Raw genomic sequence first — 16,203 nt, forward strand, 5'->3', positions numbered from 1 at the left:
TCGCAAACTCGCTGTAAATACTTCCATGTACGCTCCGCAGCCGCTTCCCTGCGGCTGAGGGTTTGCGCCTAATTCTCCACCGGTAACTTGTTGAATTACGAGCAGGCTGCGTTTACACGCCAAGCGGATTTTCAGGTGGACTTCATGTTCGAGTTACCGGTAGATATTTATCGCAAACTCGCTGTAAATACTTCCATGTACGCTCCGCAGCCGCTTCCCTGCGGCTGAGGGTTTGCGCCTAATTCTCTAGTAGTGATTGATAATTCGCTATTTGAAACAAAAGCTTGTGGTAATGAACCCTCAATTCAGTTGATAATAAACAGGCATTTTGTTTCTCAATTGACTCGGGGCGAATCATGGCAAGCTTTTCTTTTTTTTCGCGCGCTCTAATGGCAGCAACAGTCACTTTCCTACTCCTAGCCTGCTCCGCGACGGATCAGCGTAATTTCGTTCAAGCGTTACAAACTAATAAGCCCGAGCAAGCGCTAAAAAGCTTCGCTAAGCGAAAAGAGCTGCAATACAAAAACGATCCTACTGCGCTGGTCAGAGATATCCAAAGCATTAAAAAGCTATTAGATGAGCTACGAGGTAACGCCGGTAAGGTGTGGGGTAAAAAAGAAGCAAAGGTCCCCTCCAAAAAGAAATACGTGAAATATACGGATAACTACCGCTCACGCGCATTAGTGGATTTTGGCGCGGGAACCATCACCGTCGAAACGATTAATACTCAGAATCCCAATCAGCACTTAAAGGATGCGATTGTCACCACGCTTTTAACCACAGATGACCCAACAGCGACCGACATTTTCACCGACAAATCACCACAATTTAACGGTAAACCGTATCTTTATGGGCAGGTGTTGGATCATGACAAAAAACCCATTCGTTATCAGTGGCGAGCGTCACGTTATGCCGATCATTTAATTACAACGCAAATGAAATCGAAGCGCTCTAGCAAAGGCACAACGTACTATGTCACTGTGCCAATGGAGCGGAATCATGAGCAGTTAAGAAAACAGAAATACTCCCAATATGTGTTGGCGTCAGCGTCGAAGTATCAGGTTCAACCTGAGTTGATTTACGCCATTATCGAAACCGAGAGCAGCTTCAACCCTTTTGCGGTAAGCGCCGCTAACGCATACGGTTTAATGCAAGTGGTGCCTTCTACCGCAGGCAAAGATGTTTACACGCGTATTAAAAAGCGTAACGACAAACCGACGAAATCTGTGTTGTTTAAGCCGGAACAAAACATTGATATTGGCACCGCATACTTACACATCCTCGATGACATTTATTTGAAGAAAGTCAGCAATTCTACCAGTCGTGAATACAGTATTATTTCTGCTTACAATGGCGGCGCGGGCAATGTGTTCAAAACGTTTAGTCGCGATCGTAAAAATGCCCCAGCGGTGATTAACAATCTCACACCAAGTCAGGTGTATTGGCGGCTAACGCAAAAACATCCGCGAGCGGAGTCGCGCCGTTATCTGGAAAAAGTGACTAAATTTAAAAGCAAATACTAAAAGTAAATACGACATATCCACGACAAAATATTAGTCACCTGTAGACAATTAAACACAGCTATTTAAACTCGTGCATTAGCGCTGTGCTCAAGGGAATAACATTGAAGAAAATCATTGTATTTGGCAATTCTGGTTCGGGGAAGTCCACGTTAGCGTTGCAGTTAAAAGACGCGTGGCAGTTGGCGCATTTGGATTTAGATAGCATCGCATGGCTACCGCAACATCCTCCTGTACGAAAGCCTTTGGAAGCGGCTCATCTCGATATTACTCACTTTGTGAAAAACAATGAGAACTGGGTGATTGAAGGCTGTTATGCGGATTTACTGGCGCTGGTGCTTGATGAGGCTACAGAGGTTATTTTCCTCGATTTGCCTATTTCTCAGTGCGTTGAGAATGCCCAAAAACGTCCGTGGGAGCCGCACAAATACGCATCTAAATCGGCTCAAGATGAAAATCTGCCGATGCTCATTGAATGGATTGGTCAATATGAGCAACGAGAAGATACTTTTTCTCGCCAAGCCCACAGAGAATTGTTCGACCGCTTCGATGGCACTAAATCCCGATTCACCACAAACAAAGAAGTGTGAACCTGCTTCAAGATTGATGGACGGCTTTTCGACTTAACGTCAGCGCAGCAAGAATAAACAAGCTGCCAATGGCCAGTCGTCCCCAATCTGCTTGCCCTTGCCAAATAACAACATTCACCAAAATGCCAGCAGGAATGAGCATGTTATTCATGACCGCTAATTGTTGTGCCGACACTTTAGTGGAGCCATAACTCCAACCTAAATAACCTAAACCGGATGCAACAATACCGAGCCATAGCAGCACACTAAATTGGGTTGGCGTTGAGGGTAATTTGTTGGTATCACCAAGCATTGTTGTTGCTAATAAAGTGATGCATAACGCACCAAAAAAGAACCAAGCGAACCGAGTTTTATGAGGAATATTGATGTTTTGATTTAGGTGTCGATACCACACTTGCCCAAAAGCAAAGCAGGCGTTTGCCGCTTGAATAAGCAAAAATCCACGCCAATAATCATTGCTTAAATCAGTCCAGCGGATCACCGCTGCACCTGCGACTGCCAACAGTGCCGGGGCCCAAAAATGTTTAGGGAGTCGTCGTGCGAAAATATCGGAAAATAAACTGATATAGATAGGGGTGAAAATGGTGAAAAGCAGCAATTCGGGTACTTTTAAGTATTGGTAAGACTGATATAAAAACAAATACATGATGCCAATTTCAACCGCGCCAATCAGCATTAAAGTAACGGCTAAACGCCAGTTTATGCGACGCCAAAATGGCAGGAAAATCAGCAGCGCAAGCGCCATACGAGAAGTAACGGCAACATAAGCATCAACTTGTCCGGCAAGATACTCGCCAATCAATGAAAAAGAAAATGCCCACAAAAGAGTAATAAGCCAAAGTAATGCCATAGGCTTGATGGTCCTGCTTAAATGATTGGAATGTTATGTGGAGCGGAGGTTATTCTAAATCGCTCCACACCGCAAACTCATTGCCACTAGGTTCAATGAAGTGAAAGCGTCTTCCTCCGGGGAAGGAGAATATCGGCTTCGCGATTTTGCCTTGATTGGCTTCTACTTTGTTCAAGGTCGCTTCTAAATTGTTGCTGTAAAAGATCAATAATGCGCCACCATTTTCGGTCTGGTTACTTAAAGGTGAAGTGAAAAAACCACCGTCTAGTCCCTGATCGCTAAAAGCAGTATATTCTGGACCGTAATCGGTGAAAGACCAGCCAAAAACGGCTTCGAAGAAGGTTTTTGTGGCGGTTAAGTCAGAGGCGGGGAATTCCACATAATTGAGTTTTTCGTGATCAGGCATGGGCAAGTCCATTACAAATTGTTTAAGCTGTTTTTCTCTATGAACAGTAATATGCTCTATATTGTATATGACATCAACAATTGTCTATTTTGCTGTATAAAATGCTATACCGTTAATGTTAACTCGATAATTATATTAGGTTTTTTGGGTTAAAATGATGCTCATTAACACTCGTTTTATACGCTCTTGTTGTTATTGTATAAGAAGATAATTGACGTTCTGCTGTTGTTTTGAATAGCAATGTCACTGCTCTAGGACTTAAAAAATGCCGCAAACTCTATCATCCCGAGCGCTTGCTTTGATGATTTCTATTTTTTTACTTCTACTCTCCGGTTGCAAAGACAAATACACATGGCAGGAAAAACTGTGTGTTCAAGCAATACAGGATAAAGCGCGCTACGGATATGACATTCATGAAGTAAATAGCAAAAAGAATAAGCTATTAAAAACAGTAACGGATGTCACAGGCTTGGTAACAGTGAAAGATGGATTCGGCAAGGAAGAGCGTCAGTCGTTTCGCTGTTCAATCGACAACAGCCTGAAAGAAACCAAACATCCAGAGCAAGTGCGGGTTTGGATGTACTAAACAGCGACGCTATTCTTTTTAAGGTGCGCTATGTCAATGACATTTCTTGCTTCGTTCGGCTGCACTACTGTAAGTTGATACGCAATAAGGCACCATGTAGGTAAGAATGACTTTCCACCACACCACACTCTGATTTAAGAAATTTTCACCTTGGTTGATGATGTTTAAGATGGTGCCAACGATGATGGCTACGATAAATGCGCGCTTAACGACTTGCGGTTGTATAAAAAATTCGGTGAGCTGCGACATCCTGACCTCTGTAATATTGTCCTGTTGTATCGTCATATAAGGCGTAATAGACCACGGTATTCAACGCTGTTTATTGCTCCAACATCTAATGTGATAGTGTATCAATAATTGAAATCATGAGCCTATATTATTAGGCTTATGTGGCGTATTTGTTTGTGAAATATTGTTTCCAAATAACAGGTGTCACTTGGTCAATTTGCGTTAGAAAAACGAAATATTGGGAAGCTAACGGAGCGAGGAACTGAGTCTTGGGGAAGCTTTGAAGAACCATGGTCACTTTATAACCTATGGTTCCCCATACCAGCGTTAGTTAACAACCGCTTGCTGCATGTTAGATGCAAATTCTTTAACGTGTTCTGTTTTTTCAACTAGCTGCTCACCAATTTTCATATTGGTTGCTGAGCCTGCAATGGCTTTTTGGGCACCATCAGCTATTTCAGTAACCGTGTTATGGATTTCTTGCAGATTGTGGATTTGTGTTTGCGTTTGCTGATGAGCGTTATTCAAAATTGTATTTAACACATTCAGGGCTTCTTTAGCCTCACTTGAGCAAGCGTTCACTTCTTTTGAATCGTCTAAAGCGCCGTCCATTGTGTCGGATAAATCGGCAATATTTTTCGTGATAATATCCTGACTACCAACGAGTCGTGTCAAAGTTTGATTGATGCTGTCGGCATTTTCTTTGGAGTTGTTCGCCAACGCCTTAACTTCTTCTGCAACCACTGCAAAGCCCCTACCGGATTCGCCCGCTCTTGCCGCTTCAATGGCAGCGTTTAGGGCAAGTAAGTTTGTTTGTTCGGAGGTTGATGTAATGGTGGTCGCCAAGCCTTTTATCTTGTCGAATTCTTGAAGGAATGTGTTAATTTGCTCGCGCAAGGCATCAGATGCTTTCGCGGTTGTATCAATAGACTCAATCATAGAATTGATATATTGATGCACAATATTGAAGGTGTTTTCAGCCGTTTCTGCCTGTGACACGCCATCTTTAAATTCGGAGGCGAAAGAATCAAAGCTATTAGAAATTTCCCCCATTCTGTTCACCACCTCTTGTGCAAATGAGGCTCTTTCATAAGAAACGTGATTTACACGAGTCGCATTTTCAAAAACCTGTTTGGATAAGGTATCAATTTCGTTAAGCGGATCGAGCAACTTTTCCGCAGGATATTCTTTTGCTCGCTGCTCTTTTAGTTCTGTGGCGGTTAACTCTCTTCTCGCCCTGTCGATGGTCATACTAATTGTGGTAATAATGTAGGGGATAATGTAAGTCAGAACGATGCTATACCAAGTAAAGTCGCCTTCGACTAACCTGCCACCATGACTAACAAGCGTCAAAATGGTTCCGGCTATGATCATGATGATCGTGGCTCTTTCAATAACGGGACGTTCAAGGCAACGCTCCAAAAAGCCTTTTTCTGATGAATGCATAACATTGATCCTAATTTAAACCTAAAGTGGTCGTGTTGGTGGGGTGAAAATTTTTATACAAATGGATAATACCCCATTCATATCTTGATTTAACAGGTTTTTGGGGTACTATTTTTCTTTAAATTATCTGAATGTGAAAAAGACCATTTGCGTCAAAATAATTTGGGCAGGGGTTTAGGTTCAGAATAGAAAAAGCCTTGTTGGAAGTCGCACCCTAGTTTATTCGTGATTTCGTGCTCAATTTCCTGTTCAATACCTTCAACGCATACTCGGATACCGAGGCGGTGTGCCATCTCAACTACGCCTGCGATCATGGCGCGTTTGCCTTCGTCTTGAGTGATGAATTTCGTCATTTCTTTGTCGAAACTGAGAATATCAATGGGGATATTCAGCAATTGTTCCAGTGACACATCATCAACACCAAAGTTATCAAGGGATAAACGAATCCCCGCTTGTTTTATTAAGTCGAAACCAGCGAGTAATCGAGTCGGGTTTTGTCCTACTTCTTTCGATCCCACCTCCAAACAAATTGAGTGCGGAGGTATGTTCAATTCTTCCATTTGTGCAATGAATTGATTGATGTAGTGAAGGCTTGCAATTTGGGACGGTGTTACATTGATTTTAATGGTAATTTTACGGTCGCGGGGAGCAAGGTTTAATAGAAGGTTGGACTTTTGTAAGACCAATAATGTGAGTTGATTTTCCTGCTCGCCTTTGTTGAGTGCTGGAATAAATTCACCGGGCATCACGCTTCCCAAGAATAACGACTTCCATCGCAACAGAGCTTCAAATACAAGATGCTGGCTATCGTGAGTATCAACACCTTGTTGGAAATGTACGTCGAATTCTCCCTGTTCAATGGCATTAGGGATTTGAGTGTGAATTTGAAGCGAACGAGAGAACTGGTGGCGCATTTTTTTTGTATAGAAGCAAACAGGATTGCTAAGCTTCTGCTTTGCTAAATACATGGCTGAATCTGCTTGTTGAGCCAGCACTTCGGGAGTTTGCCCATCGGGATAAAATGCGACACCAATAGCTGGACGGCACGCTAACTGTATTGTATTAAGGTTAAAGTGTGGCTCAAACGCTTTCGTCAATCGGTCAATTAGCGCGAAAACTTCACATCGGTAGTCCATTTGTTCCGTTAAAATAGCGAATTCGTCGCCTCCGAGTCGCGCAAGAAAATCTGTACTTCGGCAGGTTTGACGCAATCTTTTGGCTACGTGTTGCAGCAGCTTGTCGCCTGCATCATGACCAAAGGTATCATTCACATGCTTAAAGTCGTTCAAATCTAAATAAATGAGCGCAACAGGTTTGCCTGAACGCATCGCGTTGTACAAGCGACGACTGATAATTTTATTAAAAGAAGCCCGATTAGGGATGTGTGTTAAATAATCCGTATGAGCAATCTTTTCCAATTCCGATATTCGAGTCTGCGAATCTTCCAGCGCACGTTGTTGATGTTGATCTGTTTGCAAGCGTGTTTGTGCGTTGTTGATTAACATCTTTAATAATTCGGGAGAAACCTCTTGTTGTGTGATGCATTCCTGAGCACCACTTTTCAGAACATCTGAAGCAAGATTGGCATCGTAATGACTGATAATGACAATGATAGGAATATGGGGATAACGTTGACGAATGGTGGCGACAGAGCCGCAATTGTTGGTGCTGTCTTGAATAATGAGAAAGGCGTTTATGGTGTTGAGGGGGGGAAGGGTTGAAATGTTGTCGTCATTGCTTTTTGGAGTTATAAGCGTCACCGGTGGAACCTGAAAATGAGTAGAAGACACGCCGCTTTGTTGCAGCATTTTGTCTATTCTCATGTTCTCTGCTTCACTTCCACCTATCACTACTACGGACAAAATCTCGTTTTTTGAGACGACTAGCGAATCCAGCTTTTTCATTTTTATTTTTCTTTAATTGTTGAATATCTATAATGCTTATCACCGTAGCAATGTACTTCCACAGACATGATAAAATAGAGTATAGACGCAACCAGAAAATGTGTTAGTTAAGCTGAGTATTTTTAGGGTAACTAACGCGCCCCTGTAAAATCGAGTTGGCGCCAAGATTCATAAACAAAAACGCTGACGGCATTTGACAAGTTCATGCTGCGACTATCTGGCAACATCGGGATCCGTAATCTTTGCGCCGCGGGCAAGCTTTCAATGATGTCTTCTGGTAAGCCTCGGGTTTCAGGACCAAACAATAGCGCATCGTTCGCTTTGTATTTGGGCTCAGTGAACCATTGAGTACCTTTGGTTGTGCAAGCATAAACGGTTTTGTTGGGTTTTTTTTCCAAATAAACCTGCAAAGAAGCATGTCGCTGAACATGGGCAAACTCGTGGTAGTCGAGCCCAGCTCGACGCACTTTCTTATCTTCCCAGTCAAAGCCTAGCGGCTCAATTAAATGCAGGTTATAACCCGTATTGGCACATAAACGAATGATATTGCCTGTGTTAGGCGGAATTTCGGGTTGATAGAGAATAATATCTAGCATGATTTATCGTGATAAAAAAACAGGGGCGCAGTATAAAACAAACCAATGGTGGCGTCTTGGGCTGTCACAAAATAGCTATTCAGTGACGACAGGTTGAGAAGGTTTGAACTCTTCAATTTGCGCACCCGTTTGAAAAAACTGTAATGCTTTTTCCAAAGTTGGGGTGCGGTATTGGTCTTGCTCCATGAACAACTCGTGTCGCGCTCCGGGAATAACTTCAAAAAGGCAATTTGGCATAGCGCTACAAACGGGTTGATGGGAAGTGTTATCGATAATGCTATCGCCCTCTGCTTGGATTAACAGCACTGGTGTTGTGATTTTGTGAGCCTGTTGAAGAATTTTGTCCATTGCAATTAAAGCTTGGTCTAGCCAATCAACGGTGACGCCTCCAAGGCGCGAAGCGGGATATTCTTTAAAAACATTATTATGGATGTTGAAGCGGATCTCGCTTTGCACAATATTATTGGTAATAAAGAATTCATTTGCATAAGGTTTTTGTCCGAAAAAGTACCAAGGCGTGCGGCTAAATAAGCGATTGATACGCTTAACAACGGAAATAACCTTGCGAGCTTGTTCTTGGGTAATTGGGCCTGCAATGCCAAACATTGGGGAGCTAAATACAATACGTTGGAAGTCTTTTGGGTATTTTATGGCATAAAGCGCCCCAATAGTGCTACCCATAGAATGGCACAGCAAAAAGGGAAGGGTTTTACTGTTGGGTAGTACAATGGAGTCGTAGAAGGTTTTGAAGTCTTTAACGTATAAATCGAAATTTTCGACATAACCTCGTTCTGGGTCCTTCAGCATTCTGCCTGATAAGCCTTGTCCACGATGATCAGCGGTAAAGACCGAGTAACCATTTTGATACAAGTCGTAGAAAAGCTCTTTAAATTTAACCCCTGCTTCGGTTCTGCCGCCGGAAATAACAATACTGCCTTTAGGCGTGGGATGAATGAGGTAGGCAGCAAAAATCTGAATACCATTTTCCCCTTCAAACCGTGTTTCCACCACATTCTGTTCCCAGAAAGGTTCAATGATATTGGGGAATACTTGAGGTAAATCGTGTTCTTTTGTGAGATAAATGGATGAGGTCATTGCACTAGCCGTATCGAAAAATTCTACACAGATTATAAAAGCTATACCGATAAAATGCTTCATCGCTTTGCCGGATTTTATCACATGTTTGACGTTTATCTCGGGCATACACGATGAAGCCATTCGCTAATAGGTTATCTGCCGTTAAATACTGGTTGCTGCGGCGTTTTATCGTCTTGATTTTCTGCCGCATGGGCTTTGAAATATAAGCCCTCGAATAATGTTTGCCAGCTTAGCCCTTGGTCCTGACTCACTTGCCAAGTTTGTGTGAGTGATGGACGCTGACCTTGCGGCGCGACGGCAAGCTTTTCCCAAACAATGCGGTGCATGATGAGCTTGCCGGATTGATCTAAACCTTTACCCCAAAGCGCCATTTTATTCTCGCTGAGGTTGCCATCAAGTTGCAATACTAACCCTGTGTTATCGACCCATGTTTGATGCCACTGCTGTGTGGATTGATCAAACGTATTTAAGCTTTTACCTTCATATCCATTTGCAGCTACATAATGCTCTTCTAATGCACAACCATTAAGTGAAGGGGAAATAGTATTTGTGCCAGCCACTTCGCCGTTGGCATACCGTACTTCCCATTCTCCAACCCAGAAATCAAAGTCGCTGAAGCGCGTGTCATTACAGGCCAATGCAGAAAATGAGCTGAGCAAACTCAACCCGAGAAGGGATAATCTGGGGTTCAAAGAAATTAACATATACAACCATCCTTAAAGTCAATTTACGACTAATTTTGCGGCCCCGAGGTAGGCAGCATATAATCGCCTCTCTTTTAAAGACTATTACTCGGCGCAATGAAATACAAAGATCTTAGGGACTTTATTAACCAGCTTGAGGAAAAGGGCCTGCTTAAACGCATTTCCCATCCTATTTCTACCGAGCTGGAAATGACAGAAATCGCAGACAGAACACTCAGAGCCGGTGGCCCTGCGTTACTGTTCGAAAATCCAATTGGCTACGATATTCCTGTGCTTGCCAACTTATTCGGAACACCTGAACGTGTGGCGATGGGAATGGGACAAACGTCGGTTTCTGCTTTGCGAGAAGTGGGCGAATTACTGGCATTTTTGAAAGAGCCAGAGCCACCCAAAGGCTTAAAGGATCTGTGGCAAAAAGTGCCAGTGTTTAAGCAAGTGTTAAATATGCCTGCCAAGGAAGTGAGCAAAGCACCGTGTCAGGAGGTGGTACTAACTGGCGATCAGGTTGATTTAACGAAATTGCCGATTCAAAAATGCTGGCCGGGTGATGTTGCTCCATTAATTACGTGGGGTCTTAGTGTCACACGAGGGCCGCATAAAAAGCGTCAGAATTTAGGGATCTATCGCCAGCAGTTGTTGGGGCCTAATAAGCTTATTATGCGTTGGTTGTCGCACCGTGGTGGCGCACTGGACTTTAAAGAGTGGTGTGATGAAAACCCCGGTAAGCCTTTTCCTGTATCTGTTGCCTTGGGGGCCGATCCGGCTACCATTTTAGGGGCTGTTACCCCTGTGCCGGATTCACTATCTGAATTTGCATTTGCTGGCCTTTTACGCGGTGAAAAAACCGAAGTCATTAAATGCTTAAGTAACGATTTACAAGTGCCTGCAAGCGCTGAGATAGTGCTTGAAGGTTATATTGACCCAAATGAAACTGCGCCAGAAGGACCTTATGGGGATCATACAGGTTATTACAACGAAGTGGACACCTTCCCAGTGTTTACTGTTTCCCATATTACGCACCGTAAAAATCCTATTTATCATTCTACGTATACTGGCCGACCACCAGACGAGCCCGCGATTCTAGGCGTGGCATTAAACGAGGTTTTTGTTCCGATTTTGCAACGTCAGTTTCCCGAGATAGTGGACTTTTATTTGCCACCAGAAGGCTGTTCTTACCGGATGGCAATTGTTACTATGAAAAAACAATATCCCGGCCATGCAAAGCGGGTGATGATGGGAGTGTGGTCATTCCTGCGCCAATTCATGTATACAAAGTTTGTGATTGTGTGTGACGATGACGTCAATGCCAGAGATTGGAACGATGTTATTTGGGCAATGACAACTCGTATGGACCCTGCACGAGATACAACAATGGTGGAAAGTACCCCCATTGATTACTTAGATTTCGCCTCTCCAGTATCGGGACTCGGTTCCAAAATGGGGATGGATGCAACAAATAAATGGCCCGGTGAAACGACTAGAGAGTGGGGTGTTCCCATCGTGATGGATGAGGACATCAAAACAAAGATTGATAACATTTGGGACGAGCTTGGTATTGATACTGAGTAACTAAGCCGCCTGAAAAGAAGCCTAAAGTTGGTATTTAAATGACAGAAATATTGTGTCAGGTAGAAAGTATGGAGCCGTTAACTCCAACTGTTACCGCAGTGACCTTAAGACCGAGCGTAGAAGTGAATTTTCATCCCGGTCAATATATTGAAGTGATTATGGCTGAAAATGATCGTCGTGCGTTTTCTATCGCTAATGCACAACGAACAGATAATAAAATAGAACTGCACATTGGCGCATCTGAACAAGAGACTCGCTCTTTAGAAGTGCTAGAACGAATGAAAGAAGGTGAAATCTTCATTAGTTCGCCAAAAGGTGAAGCGTATTTGCGCCGTGAAGATCCGAATCCAATGATTTTGGTTGCGGGGGGAACAGGTTATTCCTATGCACGTTCTATTTTGAATGCAGCATTGGAAGGTGCCTCTAATGTGAATGTCACGCTTTACTGGGGAACGCGTTCGCTAAATGATATGTATGAATATCAGTTATTAAGCGATTTAGCGTTAGAAAATGAGCGATTTACCTTTATTCCCGTAGTGGAAAATGCAGAAGTAGATTGGGTAGGAAAAACTGGCTGGGTACATAAAGCCGTTGTTGCCGACCATCAAGACTTAAAAGCCTTTAGCATTTACGTTGCTGGACGTTTTGACATGGCAAAAGTGGCGCGTGATGATTTCTATACGCAAGGGCTTTTGGCAGAAAACCTCGTAGGTGATGCTTACGCGTTTATCTAACGCGTTTCATTATATTATCGTCAATCGTTCTAGAAAAAAGCGCCGCAAACAGAATTGTTTCCGGCGCTTTTTTATGGGCTTTACGTTTGGTATTTCTGAATTGGCTAGGCGATTAAATCTTTCATTAAAACACCATAACCTTGTGTGACCGGATATTGCTGGTAATAGCCACGTTCAACTAGCAATTTATGTAATTCAGGTAATCGATAACAAGGTACATTGGGTATTAAATGATGTTCAACATGATAGTTAACTTTTGAAGGTGCAAAAAGCAAACGCTCAGCAAAATTAGCTAGTGTTGTACGAGTGTGAGCTCGTGGATCGCGGTTTAATGCGTCTGGCACTGCGCCATGTTCAGCAGCTTGGCGAATGCGTAATACTAGCATGTAGCTAGTGAAAAAGGCCCCAATCCAAAGTGCATAAAGCCACGTTACGTTGAGGCTCCATAACACTGCAACAAACAGCACATTTACCATTACACCTTTCACGACGGTTCGATAATGCTGATCGTCCTTTTCCATTAGCCCTGTTTTGTTCAGTATCAATCCCAAAATAAATTTAATCGCGGTGATACCAAATACATCTCTTCCCACTTTGCGTAAGAAGCTGGCTTTTGATACTGGATAGGCCCTGAAATTAGGGAGATCAGGATCGCGCTCTGTGCCGCTTAAGCCATGGTGGTGGCTATGTTGTTTAGCGTAATGTTCAGTATTCAAAAATAAGAAGTAAGCAGCAAACCAGTTCCCTGCGAATACGTTAGCTTGACGGCTTTTAAACAGCAAATGATGCCCTGCATCGTGCATGATAATCGCAAGGTTTAACTGCCGCCCACCGAGCAGAATAATGGCTGCAATAATTGAAATGGGGTTGGTCCAAAGAACAACCACGGCAAAGATAGCCACGATAGAAAGCCATGCTTTGGCAATCACCCACGCTCCTTGCCATGCATTCTTTTGTGTTAACGATTTTACTTCTTCAGGTTTAATGAATTGGCTTAAGGGCGCGGTTTTCATAATTGTATTCTCGTATCAACACGGGTAATCAGATGGATAAATATTGGGCAATTAACTTAACTTTAACATAGGAATTTGCGAGAAGGGAGAGGAGATGATTGCAGCAGAGTTGACAACGGTTAAGGGGTTTATGTCGGCAGATAAAAAAAACCCCTAGGACCAAAGGTTCTAGGGGTACAAACAAGAGAATGAAACAATTGCAACCACATTGGAGAACAAAGAATGAAATGGAGGTTTTGCTCAACAATGACACCAATACTACAACCCGTTAACTGAATTTCTTAACAACTTAAACTGAACCCTAGTTAAACATGATGATGTCTGTTGTTCTCGCCGAAAAGAATTGAATGTTATGCACAGAAGCTAACGCAACAGTTTTAGGTGTTACGCTTGACAGAGTAATGAAATGTTATAATATAACAGTTCGATATTTAGTGATGAAAATCATAACTCAAATTAGAAATTCTCAGTATGAAAACCAAACACCTCTCGCTTCTTGCTCTAAGCTTTGCGGTTAGCAGTGCGCTAAACGCCGCAACAATCACAGGTAAAGTCACTGATACACAAGGTCAACCCGTTGCCGACGCGCAAGTCACCATTGAAGGAACTAATCGCGTTGTTTATACCGATGAAAAGGGTCAATATCGTTTCGAAGATGTCGACCCAACTCACGTTCACTTGCACGTTTATTCCACCAAATATATTCATGGTGATAACGATGTAGGCCCTATTCCTGACAACTATGTTTCCAACTTTGTATTAAAACCAAGCAACATTGAAAACATCGTTATTCGAGCCAATTCTCTAAAAACCTCGGTGCTTGAATCCGTCACACCTGTTTCAGTTTTAAATGCAGAAATGCTCAGAAAGCAACAAGCGCCAACCCTTGGAGAAACATTAAAATCCACTCCGGGTGTTCACGGCACTTATTTTGGTCCTGTTGCCAGCAGCCCAATCATTCGTGGTACTGATGGCCCTCGAGTGAAAATTGTTCAGAACAGTTTGGATGTTTCTGATGCATCACGCATTGGCCCAGATCACAACGTTGCAGTTGATGTTGCTTCGGCAGAACAAGTTGAAGTATTACGTGGACCTGCCACGTTGCAATATGGCAGCGGTGCAATTGGTGGTGTAGTCAATATCGTTGATAAGCGTATTCCAACTTATGTTCCTAGTGCGTTAGAGGGTGAAGTTGAAGCGCGCTATGAAACGGCAGGCGATGAGCGTTTTGGTAAAGTTGATTTAACCGGTGGCGCAGGCAATTTTGCATGGCATATCGACGCGTTTGATCGTGATACCGGCGATTACACCATTCCCGGTTTTGCTGAACTCGAGCCTCATGAAGAAGATGAATCTGGCACGTTAGAAGGAAGCTCCATCAATACTTCCAATTTCACCGCTGGCCTTTCGTATATAACAGATGCGGGTTATTTAGGCTTTGCCGTTCAAGAATTAGATAACTTTTATGGTGTACCGGGTCATGGTCATCCGGGAGAAGAAGACGATCACGAGCATGAAGAAGAACATGAGCACGAAGCGTCACTAATGCCAGAAGAGGAAGAGTCGGTCAATATTGATGTAGATATGTCTCGCTATCAGTTAGCGGGCGAATTGTTCTCGCCATTTGAAGGCATTAACACCATTCAATTAAAAGCGGCTTATACGGATTATCAGCACGCTGAAATTGAAGAGGGTGCGGTAGGAACAGTTTTCACTAATGAAACCAGTGAAGCGCGCCTCAAAATGCACCATGATGAAATCAACGGTTGGCATGGTGTTATTGGCTTACATTACAACAATATTGAGTTCTCGGCAGTCGGTGAAGAAGCGTACACGCCTCCTAGCGAAACCGATTCCTATGCTTTATACATTCTTGAAGAAAAGCGTTTTGAAAATGTCACCGTACAGCTCGGTGGGCGTTTAGAAAGAACCGAGTTAGAAGCCGACCCGTTTAGTGTTGAGCTTGAGATCTTTGAAGAACATCATGATGAAGATGAGCACGAAGATGAGCACGAAGATGAGCACGAAGATGAGCATGAGCACGCGGTGGAAATCTTTGAGATTGCAAAGCAAAGCTTCACAAGTTTATCAGTTTCTGCTGGCGCAAATTGGGAATATGCACCCGGTTATTCATTAGCTTTCTCGGTCTCGCGTTCAGAAAGAGCGCCAAGTCATCAGGAAATGTTCTCTGCGGGAAATCATATTTCAACGCAAAGCTACGACTTAGGTTTGATTTATACGCTCGATGACGAACATGTAGAGCTTGATGAGATTGATGTTAAAGAGGAAGTGAGCACTAATATCGATCTGACGTGGAGGAAGTTCACTGGCGACTGGAGCTATACCGCGTCCATTTTCTATAACCAAGTCGACGACTATATTTATCAAGTCAATACGGGCTTAGTTAGTGTTGCTGAAGCCCATGAGCATGGGGAAGAAGAAGCAGAGCACGAGGAAGAAGCCGGTCATGAAGAAGAACACGATGAAGCCGGTTTCCCCATTTATCGCTTCTATCAAGATGATGCCGACTTATACGGTGTAGAAATGGAAGCCAAATACCACATAAACAGCAATTGGCGTGTGAGCTTATTTGGTGATTACATTCGTGCAAAAATCGATTCAGATAACTTGCCTCGTATCCCACCGTTGCGCGTAGGGTCCGAATTGAGTTATGAAACACAAAATTTCTACGGTGATTTAGAAGTAATTTGGTACGACGACCAAGACGACATTACTGAATTTGAAACCGAAACCGACAGCTATACCTTGGTTAATTTGAGCTTGAATTATCAATATCAAACCGAGGGCTTAGATTGGACTTTCTTCACTCGATTAACCAACTTAACGGATGAAGAAGCCAGAGTTCACAGTTCCTTCCTGAAAGATCGTGCGCCGCTACCTGGTCGAGGGTTGACCATGGGGGTCCGTGCGACGTTTTAAGTCTAAAGTTGCGAGAATT

The 16,203-nt window shown here is 43.2% G+C and carries 15 protein-coding genes; 6 read left to right on the forward strand and 9 right to left on the reverse strand.

What is annotated here, in order from left to right:
* The first annotated feature begins 356 nt into the window (after window positions 1-356).
* Window positions 357-1,523 carry a membrane-bound lytic murein transglycosylase MltC gene (gene mltC / locus HJG39_RS17110; RefSeq protein ID WP_268411170.1) on the forward strand — a complete coding sequence of 389 codons (1,167 nt, stop codon included), beginning with the start codon at window positions 357-359 and terminating at the stop codon, window positions 1,521-1,523.
* Between the two features lie 101 nt (window positions 1,524-1,624).
* Window positions 1,625-2,110 carry a shikimate kinase gene (locus HJG39_RS17115; RefSeq protein ID WP_268411173.1) on the forward strand — a complete coding sequence of 162 codons (486 nt, stop codon included), beginning with the start codon at window positions 1,625-1,627 and terminating at the stop codon, window positions 2,108-2,110.
* Between the two features lie 7 nt (window positions 2,111-2,117).
* Here HJG39_RS17115 and HJG39_RS17120 read toward each other — a convergent pair whose 3' ends face one another.
* Window positions 2,118-2,960, reverse strand: coding sequence for an EamA family transporter (locus HJG39_RS17120; RefSeq protein ID WP_268411175.1), 843 nt, complete (start codon window positions 2,958-2,960; stop codon window positions 2,118-2,120).
* A 49-nt stretch (window positions 2,961-3,009) separates the two neighbouring features.
* On the reverse strand, window positions 3,010-3,366 hold the full coding sequence (locus HJG39_RS17125) for a VOC family protein (protein ID WP_268411179.1): 357 nt from the start codon (window positions 3,364-3,366) through the stop codon (window positions 3,010-3,012).
* Window positions 3,367-3,631: 265 nt separating this feature from the next.
* Here HJG39_RS17125 and HJG39_RS17130 point away from each other — a divergent pair, with 265 nt between their 5' ends.
* Window positions 3,632-3,952: a hypothetical protein gene (locus HJG39_RS17130; protein WP_268411181.1), complete on the forward strand. Its 321-nt coding sequence runs from the start codon at window positions 3,632-3,634 to the stop codon at window positions 3,950-3,952.
* Window positions 3,953-3,985: 33 nt separating this feature from the next.
* On the opposite strand, the gene nrtS is transcribed toward HJG39_RS17130, so the two are convergent.
* The 6 genes from nrtS to HJG39_RS17160 all read right to left on the reverse strand — a co-directional run bounded on the left by nrtS (window position 3,986) and on the right by HJG39_RS17160 (window position 9,928).
* Window positions 3,986-4,201: a nitrate/nitrite transporter NrtS gene (nrtS, locus tag HJG39_RS17135; RefSeq protein ID WP_268411183.1), complete on the reverse strand. Its 216-nt coding sequence runs from the start codon at window positions 4,199-4,201 to the stop codon at window positions 3,986-3,988.
* 306 nt (window positions 4,202-4,507) lie between these two features.
* Window positions 4,508-5,626, reverse strand: coding sequence for a methyl-accepting chemotaxis protein (locus tag HJG39_RS17140; protein ID WP_268411186.1), 1,119 nt, complete (start codon window positions 5,624-5,626; stop codon window positions 4,508-4,510).
* Between the two features lie 152 nt (window positions 5,627-5,778).
* The gene (locus tag HJG39_RS17145) at window positions 5,779-7,530 is read right to left on the reverse strand and encodes a two-component system response regulator (protein WP_268411187.1); all 1,752 of its coding nucleotides are present in this window, start codon (window positions 7,528-7,530) and stop codon (window positions 5,779-5,781) included.
* A gap of 131 nt (window positions 7,531-7,661) precedes the next feature.
* Complete coding sequence (gene trmL / locus HJG39_RS17150) at window positions 7,662-8,126, reverse strand: tRNA (uridine(34)/cytosine(34)/5-carboxymethylaminomethyluridine(34)-2'-O)-methyltransferase TrmL (protein WP_268411190.1); 465 nt, start codon at window positions 8,124-8,126, stop codon at window positions 7,662-7,664.
* Between the two features lie 75 nt (window positions 8,127-8,201).
* Window positions 8,202-9,221: an alpha/beta fold hydrolase gene (locus tag HJG39_RS17155; protein ID WP_268411192.1), complete on the reverse strand. Its 1,020-nt coding sequence runs from the start codon at window positions 9,219-9,221 to the stop codon at window positions 8,202-8,204.
* Between the two features lie 134 nt (window positions 9,222-9,355).
* Window positions 9,356-9,928, reverse strand: a complete 573-nt coding sequence (locus HJG39_RS17160; protein WP_268411194.1) for a hypothetical protein — start codon at window positions 9,926-9,928, stop codon at window positions 9,356-9,358.
* Window positions 9,929-10,024: 96 nt separating this feature from the next.
* On the opposite strand from HJG39_RS17160, the gene ubiD reads away from it, so the two are divergent.
* Both ubiD and fre read left to right on the forward strand, forming a co-directional pair.
* The gene (ubiD, locus tag HJG39_RS17165) at window positions 10,025-11,497 is read left to right on the forward strand and encodes a 4-hydroxy-3-polyprenylbenzoate decarboxylase (RefSeq protein WP_268411197.1); all 1,473 of its coding nucleotides are present in this window, start codon (window positions 10,025-10,027) and stop codon (window positions 11,495-11,497) included.
* Between the two features lie 38 nt (window positions 11,498-11,535).
* On the forward strand, window positions 11,536-12,231 hold the full coding sequence (gene fre, locus HJG39_RS17170) for an NAD(P)H-flavin reductase (RefSeq protein WP_268411200.1): 696 nt from the start codon (window positions 11,536-11,538) through the stop codon (window positions 12,229-12,231).
* Window positions 12,232-12,335: 104 nt separating this feature from the next.
* On the opposite strand, the gene HJG39_RS17175 is transcribed toward fre, so the two are convergent.
* Window positions 12,336-13,244, reverse strand: a complete 909-nt coding sequence (locus tag HJG39_RS17175) for a fatty acid desaturase family protein (protein WP_268411203.1) — start codon at window positions 13,242-13,244, stop codon at window positions 12,336-12,338.
* 471 nt (window positions 13,245-13,715) lie between these two features.
* Here HJG39_RS17175 and HJG39_RS17180 point away from each other — a divergent pair, with 471 nt between their 5' ends.
* Complete coding sequence (locus HJG39_RS17180; protein WP_268411205.1) at window positions 13,716-16,184, forward strand: TonB-dependent receptor; 2,469 nt, start codon at window positions 13,716-13,718, stop codon at window positions 16,182-16,184.
* Window positions 16,185-16,203 lie beyond the last annotated feature (19 nt).

The sequence above is a fragment of the Alteromonas sp. a30 genome, from assembly GCF_026788005.1.
GTDB lineage: Bacteria > Pseudomonadota > Gammaproteobacteria > Enterobacterales > Alteromonadaceae > Paraneptunicella.